Raw genomic sequence first — 12,288 nt, forward strand, 5'->3', positions numbered from 1 at the left:
CCGCGACAACATACGTCCTGCGATGAGGTCCGCCAAGCCCCTGTGCCGACCCGTGTGGGTAACGATCGAGTCACCGCCGCTGGGCAGGCGGCTCCTCGCCGACGGCGCTCCGGGTGCGGCCGACCGGCCGGTCAACTCCGGAGCCGCGCACGGGAATCGGCTCGCGGATCATCCCCCGCGAGGCCGCCGCGCTCACGCACTTCTTCCCGGTGATCACACCCTGGACCGCACCGGAGACGGCGAAGTACGGTGGGCGGCGCCGCTGGAAGCCCGCCCCGAACGCCTCGGAACCGATCTCCGAAGGCCGCCTTCGCGCGCGGCACCGCAGCTGACCAACGCTCAAAAGCCCGTAGCGCCACGAACGCGACGGGCTCGGTTCCGGTGTGATGGCGAGTTCGCGAGGGGGATCGGCGATGACGTCGACGGGCACGTTCGGGATGGACCTGGTCCACCGGGTCTTCGAGGAACAGGCGAGACGGACTCCGGACGACACCGCCGTGGTGGCGGGGTCGGTCCGGACGGCGTACGCGGAACTCGACCGCAGGGCCGCCGCCGTGGCCCGCGAGCTGCGCCGCCGGGGGGTCGGCCGGGGTTCGCTGGTGGGGGTCTGCCTGGAGCGCGACGAGTGGCTGGTCCCCGCGCTGTTGGGGGTCTGGAAGGCGGGCGCGGCCTACGTGCCGCTGGATCCGGCGTACCCGGCGGAGCGCCTGGAGCTCATCGCCGAGGACGCCGGGATCGCCCACCTGGTCACCTCGGCGGCCGTCCTGGAGCGCCGGGGCGACGCGCTCCGGGCCGCCGGCGTCGACCTGCTGCTCGTCGACGCGGTCGGCCCGGGCGCCGAGGACCTTGACAGTGCCGGTGAGCCGACGGACGCCGCGTACGTGATGTACACCTCGGGCTCGACCGGCCGGCCCAAGGGCGTGGTGGTCGAGCACCGCAACGTGACGGCCCTGCTCGGGTGGGAGTCCTCCGTCTACTCGGCCGGCGAACTGCGCGGGATGCTGGCCGCGACCTCGGTCTGCTTCGACCCGTCGGTGACCCAGCTGTTCCTGCCGCTGCTCCGCGGCGGGACGGTGATCCTGGCCGAGAACCTGCTCGCACTGCCCGCCCTTCCCGCGCGCGACCAGGTCACGATGGTCTACGGGACGCCGTCCGCGCTGGCCGCGCTGGTGCGAGAGCCGCTGCCGCCGGGTGTGCGCACCGTCCGCGCGGGCGGCGAAGCGCTCACCCGGGCCCTGGCGGACCGGATCTACGCCAACGCGGCCGTCCGGCGGGTCGTCCAGAGCTACGGCCCGACCGAGTGCACCGTGAGCTGCGTGACGCACGAGGTGCCGAGAGTCGGACGGGAGGAGCCGCCGATCGGCTCGCCGTACGCCGGGAGCGGGCTCTCGATACGCGACGGCGCCGGCCACCCGCTCGGCGACGGCGAGGTCGGGGAACTCTGGGTCTCCGGCCCGCTGGTCAGCCGGGGCTACCTGGCCAGACCGGAGCTGACGGCCGAACGGTTCGTCACGGACCCGGCCGGCGTCCGGCACTACCGGACCGGCGACCTCGTCCGGCGGGCCGACGGCCGCTTCCACTTCGCCGGGCGGATCGACGACCAGGTGAAGGTCCGCGGCTTCCGGATCGAGCTGGGCGAGGTCCAGGCGACGCTCGCGGCGCATCCGGCCGTCCGGCACGCCGTGGCGCTGGCGCCGGCCGACGCCGACGGCACCCGGCGGCTGACGGCCTACGCGGAGTCGGCCGACCGGACGCTCACCGAGTCGCGGCTCCGGGCCTGGCTGCGGGACAGGCTGCCGGACCACCTGGTCCCCTCGCGGATCGCCGTCCTGGAGCGCCTGCCCGTCGGTCCGACCGGCAAGGCCGATCGCGCCGCGCTGGCCGCCGTGGAGTTCGGCCGCGGGGTCGACACCGAGTACGCCGCCCCGCGCACGGACACCGAGCGGCGGATCGCGGAGACCGTCGCCGGCGTCCTCGGTCTGGCGGAGGTCGGCGTCCACGACGAGTTCGGGGCGCTCGGCGGCCACTCCCTGGCGGCCGCTCGCGTCTGCGCCCTCCTGGGCCGCGAGTTCGGGACGGCCGTCCCGCTGACGGCCTTCCTCGCCGCGCCCACCGTCGCCGGGCTCGCCGCGCTGGTGCAGGCGCGGTCGGCCGAGGGCTCGGGCAGCGTGCCGGAGCCCGCGTTGGTCCGGCACGCCGGGCGGGACAGCTACCCGCTGACCTCCGCGCAGCAGGGGATGTGGCTGCTGCGGCAGGTCGGTTCCGCCGAGCGCGGCACCACGATCGCCTTCCGGCTGCGCCTGCGCGGACTGCCGAGCACGGCGCGGCTGCGGGCCGCGTTGGACGCGGTGGTCGAGCGGCACGAGGTGTTGCGCAGCGTCGTGGTGGACGGCGTGGGAGTGGACGGCACCGGTCGGGGAGTCGACGATGCACCGGTCGCGCTGGTCCGCCCGCCGGCCCCGGTGCCGTTCGAGGAGCACGATCTCAGGGGAGCGCCCGAGGCGGAGCGGGTGCGCCGGGCCGCCGAGCTGACGCGCTCGGCCGCGGGCCGCGCGTTCGACCTCGCCACCGAGACACCGCTGCTCAGGGCCACCCTGCTCCGGCTCGACGAGGACGACGCGGAACTGGTCGTCGTCACCGACCACGTGGCGTTCGACGGCTGGTCGATCGGCGTCCTGATGTCGGAGCTGGTCAGCGGGTCGGGACTCGTGCCGTCGCCGCTGCCGCCCGTTCAGGTCGGCGACATCGCGCTGCACGAGCGCGCGTGGGCCGCCAGGCCCGACCGGGTCGAGGAACTGCGAGCCTTCTGGGCCCGGGAACTGGCGGACGCCGTCCCGCCGCTGGACCTCGTCCAAGCCGCGCCCACAGCGCCCTCCAAGTCGGTCGGTGAGCGGTTCACCCGCCCCCTGGACGCCGAGACGGCGGCCATGCTGCGCACGCTCGCGGAGGACTGCGGCTCCACCCCGTTCTCGACCTTCCTGACCGCGCTCGGTGTGCTGGTCGCCGGCCTCACCGGCCGGTCCGAGGTCGTCCTGGGAGCCGCCGTGGCGCACCGGGCGCACCCCGAGCTGGAGGCGGTCATCGGGCCACTGGTCGGCATCCTGCCGATCAGGCTGAGGCTGGCGGAGGGACTCTCCTTCCGGAGCGCCGTCGGCCGCGCCGCCGCCGCGACCGCCCGCGCCATGGACCATCCGGAGTTCACCGTGCAGGAGGCCTTCGAGGCGGCCGGCATCGAACACCCCCGGGGAACGATGGGCACCCCGGTCGTGCTCTCGTTCCAGCCCGCCGGCCTCCCGGTGGCCGTGGAGCACGACGGCGTCCGGCTGGAACTGCTCGGCGAGGCGACCGGCGGCGGGACGCAGGCGGCGCTGACCGTGTTCGTCAACGAGACGGTGCACGGGCCCGAGCTTCAACTCGACTACGACGTGGACCGGTTCGGCCCGGCCGAGGCGGAGGCGTTCGCCGACCGGTTGCTCCGCGTTCTGCGGGCGGCGGCGGCCGATCCGGACCTGCCGCTGTCGGCCGTCGAGCTGGTGAGCGGAGCGGAGAAGGCCGCGCTGCTCGCCGCCGGCACCGGAGTCCCGCTGCCCGCCGGCGGTCCGCGGACGGTGGTGGCGGCCGTTCTCGAACAGGCCGCCCGGCGGCCGACCTCGGTGGCCGTCGCCGACGCGGCCGGCGAGCTCAGCTACGCGGAACTGGCCGAATGGTCCCGGCGAGTGGCGGCGGCGCTGTCTACGACGAGAGCGGCGGGACCCACGGCGGGATTCACCGTGGGGGTCTGCCTTCCCCGCGACCGGTACCTGCCCGCCGCCCTGCTCGGCGTCCTGCGAGCCGGCGCGGCCTACGTCCCGCTGGAACCGGACCAGCCCACCGAACGGCTGCGCGATCAACTCGCCGACTCCGGGGCGACCGTCGTCATCGCCGCCACGGAGACCCTCGCGCTGGCCGGAGAGCTGGGCGAATCGGCGGGCGTCCGCGTCCTCGACCTGGGTAGTCTGACGGACCCCGGACCCACGGGCCTGCCCGTGGTGGCACCCGCGGATCTCGCCTACGTGCTGTACACCTCCGGTTCGACCGGCCGCCCCAAGGGCGTGGAGGTGACGCACGCGAACCTGGCGGCCTTCGTGGCCGCGATGCGGATCACGCCGGGCGTCCGACCCGACGACGTGATGCTGGGCCTCACCTCATCGGCCTTCGACGTGTTCGGGTTCGAACTCTGGGTCAGTCTGGCCTGCGGGCTCCGGCTGGCGATGCTGGACCGCGAGGCCGCGGTGGACGGGTACGCCGTCGCGCGGTTCATCGACCGGTCCGGGGTGACGTTGATGACCGCGACGCCCACCACCCTCCGGATGCTGGTCGCCGCCCAGTGGTCGGGACCGGAGGTGCGCGTCGTCAGCATCGGCGAGCTGCTGGACCCCGTGCTGGCCCGCGAACTCCTGGCGCGGACCGGCGAGTTGTGGAACGCCTACGGGCCCACCGAGAGCACGGTGTACTCGACCATGGCGCGGGTGGCGGCGCCCGTCGGCGAGGCGGTGCCGATCGGCCGCCCCTTGGCCGGCGAGCGGGCCTACGTGCTGGACGCCATGGGCCGGCTGGTGCCGCCGGGAGTCGCCGGCGAGCTGTGGATCGGCGGTGCGGGCGTCGCCCGGGGCTATCGCGACCGGCCCGACGCGACCGCGGCGGCGTTCACCGCGGATCCGTTCGCACCGGGCGAGCGGCGGTACCGGACCGGTGATCTGGCCCGATGGCGGCCGGACTACACCCTCGACTTCCTGGGCCGCCGCGACCAGCAGGTGAAGCTGCGCGGCCACCGGATCGAACTCGGCGAGATCGAGACCGCTCTGCGTACGGAGCCGGTGGTCGTGGACGCGGCCGTGGTGGTGCTCGGCGACGGAGCCGACGCCCACCTGGTCGGCTACCTCGCGATGGGACCTTCGGCGGCGACCGAGGACGCCTTCCCCACGCTCGCGGTGGAGGAACGCCTGCGCACCCGCGTCCCCGACCACATGGTGCCCCGGCGATGGGTCGTGCTGGAGGCGCTGCCCCTGACGGCCTCGGGCAAGGTGAACCGGGGCGCCCTCCCGGCGCCCGGTCGCGAATCCAGCCGCGACCGGATCGCCCCGCGCACCGATGCCGAGCTGCTGGCGGCCGAGGTGTGGGAGGCCGTGCTCGGCGTCGCCGAGGTCGGGGCCTACGACGACTTCTTCGCGCTCGGCGGGCACTCGCTGGCGGCCACCCGGGTCGCGGGTCGGCTGGCGGCGGCGCTGGACCTCGCGCTGCCGGTGCGCCTGCTGTTCGAGCGGCCGGTCCTGGCCGACTTCGCCGCCGGGCTGGAGGCTCTGCTGCTGGCCGACCTCGTCGAATCGGACGGTCTCGTTGATTCGGCCGCTCGCGCCGATCTCGCCGCCCCGGCCGACCTCGCCGCCCCGGTCCTCGACGCCGCCGGCGGTGCCGCATGACCGAGGTGTCCGCCGACCGGCGGGATCCCCAGCTCGCCACCGCGCTGCGCGCCCGGCTCGCCTCCGCCCGCCGCACCGCGTCCCGCACCACCCCGACGATTCCCGTCCGACCGGATCCAAGCGCGCCCGCACCGCTGTCGGCCGCCCAGGCCCGGCTCTGGTTCCTCACCCAACTGGATCCGCAGAGCACCGCGTACCACGTCCCGGTCGCGCTCCACCTGCGCGGACCGCTGGACCCTGCGGCGCTGCTGGGCGCGGTGCGGGATCTCGCGGAAAGACACCAGGTCCTCCGAAGCCTGATCGCCGAACCGGACGAGAAGCCGGGCAGCGAGCCGGACAGCGAACCGGACGGCGAGCCGGTAGCGGTCGCCGGCCCGGCGGACGCGGTGCCGCTGGCCGAGGTCGACCTGACCGAGCCGGGGGAGCGGGAGTCGCTGGACCGCCGCCTGCGCGAGGACGTGCGCAGGCCGTTCGACCTGACGGCGGAACCGCCCCTGCGGGCGACGCTGTTCCGGCTCGGCACCGAGGAGCACGTGCTGGCCCTGACCGTCCACCACATCGCCTTCGACGCCTGGTCGAGGGCCGTGGCGGTGACGGAACTGGCGGCACTCTACTCGGCGCGGCTCGGGCTGGCCGAACCGCCCGCACCGCCACCGGTCCAGTACGCGGACTACGCCCACTGGCTCACCCGGCGGCCGGAGGAGGGGGACCGTTCGGAGGCCGACCTCGCCTGGTGGGCCCGGACGCTGTCCGGTCTGGAGCCGGTGCTGGACCTGCCAACCGACCGGCCCCGCCCGGCGGTCGCGGACTGGGCGGGCGCCGAAGTCCCGGTGACCCTGCCGGCCGCCCTGACCGCCGAGGTGCGCAGGCGGGCCGCCGAGGTCGGCTGCACGCCGTTCATGGTGCTGCTCGCGGTCTGGCAGGAGCTGCTGGCCCGGCTGTCGGGCGTGGACGACGTGCCGGTCGGCGTGCCCGAGGCGGGACGACGGCACCCCGGCACCGAGCGCACGATCGGCTTCTTCATCAACACCCTGACCATGCGGACCGACCTGTCCGGCGGGCCGAGCGGCCGGGAGCTGCTGACCCGGGTGCGGGACGTGGCGCTGGAGGCCTTCGCCCGCGCCGAGGTCCCGTTCGAGCGGATCATGGACCGGCTGCGCCCGGCGCGCGACCTCGCCACCACGCCGATCTTCCAGGTCCTCCTCAACGTGATCGACACCCCGGCGGCGGCGCCGCGCTTCCCGGGACTGGAGGCGCGGGTCTTCGCACCGCCGGCGAGCACGGCCAAGTTCGACCTGAACCTGGCGTTCACGGCCACCGTTTCGGGCAGCACCGGCGACACCTACGAGGGGTCGCTGATCTACCGCACCGACCTCTTCGACCCGCCCACCGCGCGGCGGATCACCGAGTGGTACGCGGCCCTGCTGGACGGCGTGCTGTCCGACCTCGACCGCCCCGTGCGCGAGGTGGCCCTGGAGCCGGTGGACGGACCGCTGCTGTCCGGGCCGCGCCGGCGGTTCGACCTCGATCGGCCGCTGCACGGTCTGGTCGAGCGCTGGGCGGCCGAACGGCCCGAGGCGACGGCGGTCGTGGGGCCCGACGGTGAACTCACCTACGGTCAGCTGGACCGGCGGGCGAACGAGCTCGTGCACCGGCTGCGCGCGGCCGGCGCCGGCTCGCGGGAACCGGTCGCCGTCCTGGCCGACCGTCGGACACCGCTCGTGGTCGCCATGCTCGCCACCCTCAAGGCCGGCGCGGTCTACCTGCCGCTCGACCCCGCGTACCCGGACGACCGGCTGGCCGACATCCTGTCGACGGCGGGCGCGCGGGTGGTGCTCGCGGAGCGGGAGTTCGCGGAGCGGCTCCCGGCGGGCACGGTGGCGGAGCTGCTGATCCTTGACGATCCCTCCGCCCCGGGCTCGCCACCGTCACAACCCGGCGGAGCACCGGACGTCGCCGTCGATCCGACCGCGCCGGCCTACCTGATCTTCACCTCGGGCTCGACCGGCCGCCCCAAGGGCGTCACGGTCGAGCACCGGCAGATCGTCCACTATCTCCACGCGGTCGCGGAGCGGCTGACCGACTGCGGCGTCGCGGGGGGCTCGTTCGCCCTGGTGTCGACCCACGCGGCGGACCTCGGCATGACCAACCTGTTCGGCGCGCTGGCCACCGGCGGCACGGTGCACCTGGTGGACCGTGAGGTGGCGACCGACCCGGAGGCGTACGGGGCGTACCTGGCGGCGCGTCCGGTCGACGCGGTCAAGATGGTGCCGAGCCACCTGGAACTGCTCGCCGCCCACGGGGATCTCGGCCGCGTACTGCCGCGCAAGCTGCTCATCCTCGCGGGCGAGGCGTGCCCCTGGGACCTGGTGGCGAGAGTCCGGGCTGCCCGGCCCGAGCTGGCCGTGCAGGTGCACTACGGCCCCACCGAGACCACGGTCTCCGTGCTCGGCTGTGCGGTGGAGGACGTCCCGCCGGACCGGCGTTCGGGGACGGTTCCGATCGGTCGGCCACTGGCCGGCGTGGACTGCTACGTGGTCGGCCCCGGCGGCCGGCCGCTGCCCGCCGGGGTGCCCGGCGAGCTGTGGATCGGCGGGCCGAGCGTGGCGCGCGGCTACTTCGGCCGCCCCGACCTGACCGACGAGCGCTTCGTCCCCGATCCGGTCACCGGCACCGCACGGTGCTACCGCTCCGGGGACCGGGTCCGGCTGACGGCGGACGGCCTGTTCGAGTTCCTCGGCCGGATCGACGACCAGGTCAAGATCCGCGGCTTCCGGGTGGAACTCGGCGAGGTGGCCACCGCGCTGCGCGAGCTGCCGGAGATCGCCGAAGCGGTGGTCCTGCCGGTCGGCGAGGCCCACGCCCGGCGGCTCACCGCCTGGGTGACTCCCGCGTCCGCTGTGGACGTCGCACGTGTGCGCGCGGCGTTGCGCGAGCGACTGCCCGACTACATGGTGCCCTCGGCGATCGTCGTCCTCCCCGCCCTGCCAATCACCCCCAACGGCAAGGTGGACAGGTCCGCCCTGCCCGCCCCCGAACCGGCGGCGAGTGCCGAGCACATCGCCCCGAGCACGCCGACCGAACGGCGCGTCGCGCACGCCTGGGCACAGGTCCTCGGGCTGGCCGAGGACGACGGCATCGGCATCGACGACGACTTCTTCGCCCTGGGCGGGGACTCCTTCCGCGCGGTGCGCGCCGTCCGGGCGATCGACCGGACGCTCCGGGTGATCGACCTGTTCACCCGGCCGACCGTCCGCGAACTGGCCGCCTTCCTCGACGCGGCCCAGGACGGCAGGCCCGACGGTGAGCGTCGCCTGCTGCACCGGCTGGCGGGGCCCCCGCCCGGCCGGCTCCCGACCGTCACCGTGGTCTGCGTCCCCTACGGCGGCGGCTCCGCGGCCTCCTACGGTCCGCTCGCCACGGAACTGGCCGCGGCGATTCCCGGCGCGGCCGTCCTGGCCGTGGAACTGCCGGGACACGACCCGGCCCGGCCCGACGAGCCGCTGCTCCCGCTGACGGAGCTGATCGACCGGGTCGTCACCGAGCTGACCGCCCCGACCCAGCCGGTCATCGGTCCGGTAGCGGTGTACGGCCACTGCGTCGGCTCGGCCGCCGCCGCCGAACTGGCGCTCCGTCTGGAGGCCGAGGGCGTCCCGGTGACCGGCCTGCTGGTCGGCGGGAGCTTCCCCGGCGCGCGGCTGCCGGGGCGTCTCTCGACCTGGCTGCGCGGCAAGTTCCCGGCCACCCGCTGGACGTCCGACCGGGCCTACCGGGACTTCCTGCGCACCCTCGGCGGAATGGACGACCTCGGGGACGACGACGGGAACGAGGACGGGGCAGCGCAGCGGACCATGCTGCGCGGTCTGCGCCACGACGTGGACCAGGCGCAGGGCTGGTTCACCGGCGAATTGACCAGGCCGGACAGCCGCCGGCTCCGGGCCCCGGTGCTCTGCGTGATCGGCGAACGCGACCGGTCCACCGAGCTCTACGAGGAGCGGTTCGCGGAGTGGGGCGCCTTCGCCGACCGGGTCGAGCTGGCCACCATCCCCAGAGCGGGCCACTACTTCCTCAAACACCAGGCCGACCGGCTCGCCGACCTGATCGGCGAGCGGCTCGGCGCCTGGGCCGGCGGCCGGCTGCCGGAGCCGCTCGCCGACGTCACGGTCGTCGGCCGACGGGCGCGGCGCGACCTCAGGGACTTCTACGTCGTCGCCGCCGGCCAGACGGTCTCCCTGATCGGCAGCGCGCTGACCTCGTTCGCCCTCGGCGTCTGGGCCTACCAGCGCAGCGGGCGGGTCCTCGACTACGCGCTGGTCAGCATGCTCGCCATGCTCCCGGCGGTCGTCGCGGGGCCGCTGGGCGGCGCGGTGGCGGACCGGATCGACCGCCGCCGGGTCATGCTCGCCTGCGACGCCGTCTCCGCGACCGCCACGGTCTCCCTGGTGGCCGCGCTCTGGACCGGCGGCCTGACACTGTGGCAGGTCGGCCTGATCGTGGCCGTCATGTCACTGGTGACGGCGTTCCGGCGGCCGGCCTACCTGGCGGCCGTCGCCCAACTCGTCCCCAAGCCCTACCTGGTGCAGGCCAACGGGCTGGCCAACCTCGGCGCCGGTCTGGGGACGCTGATCGCCCCGCTGGCCGGCGGCGCGCTGATCGGACTGGTCGGCCTGCCCTGGGTGGTGGCCGTGGACGTCGCGACCTTCCTCGTCGGCCTGGCCGCGCTGCTGTCGGTGCGCTTCCCCGACCGGCTCTTCCGCCGGCGGGAGGAGTCCTTCGCCCGGGCGATCGTCGGCGGCTGGCGGTTCCTGATCAGGCGGCGGCCGCTGCTGGTCATGATCGTGTTCTTCATGGTGGAGAACTACCTCGGCACGCTCGCCGTGACGCTGACGATCCCGAGCCTGCTCTCCTTCAGCGGCACCACGGCGGTCGGCGTGGTCACCGCCGTCGGCGGCGCGGGAGCCGTGGCCGGCAGCCTGATCGTGGCCCTCTGGGGCGGCACGGCACGGCGGGCGACCGGCATGGTGGGCTTCGTGAGCGGCGTCGGCCTCGGCGTCCTCCTGGTCGGCCTGCGCCCCTCGGTCCCGCTGGCAGCCGTCGGCGCCCTCGTCTGGTGGGCCTCCATGAGCATCCTCAACGCGCACTGGCTCGCCATCATCCAGCTCAAGGTCGGCCCGGACCTCCAGGGCCGGGTGCTCGCCACCAACCAGATGCTCGCCGTCGCCATGACCCCGCTGGCCTTCCTCACCGCCCCACCCCTCGCCGACTACTTCTCCGGCCTGCTCCTGCACCCGGAAGGACCGCTGTCGGGCACGGTCGGCCGCCTCCTCGGCACCGGCCCGGGCCGCGGGACCGGCCTGCTCCTCGTCACCTGCGGAACCCTCCTGATCACCTGGGCCCTCCTCGGCCTGCGCCACCGCCCCCTGCACCACATGGAGGACGACCTACCGGACGCCGTCGCCGACACGGAGATCCCCGAAGACCTCGACACCCTCCAAGCCACCGCCGACCGCGCCCTGCCCGGCCGCGCTCTGCCCGACCGCGCCCTGCCCGACCGCGCCCTGTCCGACCGCGCCCTGCCCGACCGCGTCGACGGCGCCGATCTCCAGGCCCGCCGGTGACCCCTGGTGCGCCGGTCGTCGCGGAGAGCTGCACCCTGGTCAGGGGCCAACTGGCGGGTCTAGTCTGAAAGGTGAGTGCACGAGCCGCTCCTCGGCCATGGCCTCCCGCCTCTCCCCGACCCGGTGCCGCGCGCCGTACGGGCGCAGGATGTTCGGGAGGTCGCGATGCCTGAATTCCTCGATACGCTGCCGCTCGACTTCTCGAATCCGGCGGTGCGGGAATTACGCGACTACCTGAGCGGGGTCTACGTCCGTCTCGGCCCCGTCGTGAAACTGGCCCAGGACGCGGGGGTCGGCCTGGGGGCCGTGTTCCTGGAACAGCCGATGTACCTGGTCTGGCACGAGCTGATGGACAAGGCCCGGAGCCAGGACAGGCTGTACGCACTGCTCGACCAGGTCGTGTCCGGTCCGGACACGGCCGTCGCGCTGCGGGTCGAGGAGTTGATGCGGGACAGGCCGGTGGTCGAGGCCCCGGCCCCGCCCCCGGAGCCGGGGGTGTGGAAGCACTTCGCCTCCCCGGACGGGCAGGAGCGCCAGATCTTCCCCGGCTACTCCCTGCTGGACGTGGCGTTCCTCCGCCGCGGTCTCGAACTCGCGCCGGCGGTCGCCCGCCTGCTGGTGACCGTGCCGAACGGCGACCAGTACTACGGCACGTCGTTCCGTATCGGCGGCGACCTGCTGTTGACCAACCACCACGTCCTGTACGACCACGACCACGGTGACGCACGCGCGGAGAAGGTCGAGGCGTGGTTCGGGTACGAGAAGAACTTCGCGGGCACGCATCTCGCGCACACCGTCGTCGAGTGCGATGTGACGTCCGTCGTGGGGGCGAAGGGCGAGGACTGGGCGGTGATCCGGGTCGCTTCGGCGATTCCGGACGGTACGCCCGAGATCGCGCTGGGCGGCGCGGAGCCGGTCACGGTCGGTGACCGCGTGTACATCATCCAGCATCCGCACGGCGGAGCGAAGATGGTCGGACTCCATCACAACCTCGTCCGGCACGTCGACGACCGGGTGGTGCAGTACTGGACCGACACCGAGAACGGATCGTCGGGGTCGCCCGTGTTCGACGAGCGCTGGCAGGTGGTCGCGCTCCACTCGCGCTGGGTGGAGGACCGGAACGGCGACGCCCGCGAGTACCGCAACCAGGGCGTTCGGATCGCGCTCGTCGCCGAGGGCCTTCATGCGGCAGGGGTCTGTGAGGCGTAGTC

General features: G+C 74.4%; 4 protein-coding genes. 3 read left to right on the forward strand and 1 reads right to left on the reverse strand.

The features are described 5' to 3' along the window. Positions 1 to 70: 70 nt before the first annotated feature. The gene (locus ACFP3U_RS27880; protein ID WP_380228466.1) at positions 71 to 430 is read right to left on the reverse strand and encodes a hypothetical protein; all 360 of its coding nucleotides are present in this window, start codon (positions 428 to 430) and stop codon (positions 71 to 73) included. Between ACFP3U_RS27880 and ACFP3U_RS27885 the strand changes: the two genes are divergently transcribed. From ACFP3U_RS27885 to ACFP3U_RS27895, 3 genes are all read left to right on the forward strand, one after another. Further along, the gene (locus tag ACFP3U_RS27885) at positions 414 to 5,459 is read left to right on the forward strand and encodes an amino acid adenylation domain-containing protein (protein ID WP_380228467.1); all 5,046 of its coding nucleotides are present in this window, start codon (positions 414 to 416) and stop codon (positions 5,457 to 5,459) included. The two genes, ACFP3U_RS27880 and ACFP3U_RS27885, sit on opposite strands and share 17 nt — an antisense overlap. Beyond that, complete coding sequence (locus ACFP3U_RS27890) at positions 5,456 to 11,077, forward strand: non-ribosomal peptide synthetase/MFS transporter (protein WP_380228468.1); 5,622 nt, start codon at positions 5,456 to 5,458, stop codon at positions 11,075 to 11,077. The genes ACFP3U_RS27885 and ACFP3U_RS27890 overlap by 4 nt, the downstream gene beginning before the upstream one ends. Before the next feature lie 165 nt (positions 11,078 to 11,242). After that, on the forward strand, positions 11,243 to 12,286 hold the full coding sequence (locus ACFP3U_RS27895) for a trypsin-like serine peptidase (protein WP_380228469.1): 1,044 nt from the start codon (positions 11,243 to 11,245) through the stop codon (positions 12,284 to 12,286). Positions 12,287 to 12,288: the final 2 nt, after the last annotated feature.

It is taken from the genome of Kitasatospora misakiensis, assembly GCF_042656005.1.
In the GTDB taxonomy this organism is placed as follows: Bacteria; Actinomycetota; Actinomycetes; order Streptomycetales; family Streptomycetaceae; genus Kitasatospora; species Kitasatospora misakiensis.

Excerpts from the sequence above, each read along its gene's own strand:
- ACFP3U_RS27885 (WP_380228467.1), top strand. The coding sequence starts at position 414 with ATGACGTCGACGGGCACGTTCGGGATGGACCTGGTCCACCGGGTCTTC.
- ACFP3U_RS27890 (WP_380228468.1), top strand. The coding sequence starts at position 5,456 with ATGACCGAGGTGTCCGCCGACCGGCGGGATCCCCAGCTCGCCACCGCG.
- ACFP3U_RS27895 (WP_380228469.1), top strand. The coding sequence starts at position 11,243 with ATGCCTGAATTCCTCGATACGCTGCCGCTCGACTTCTCGAATCCGGCG.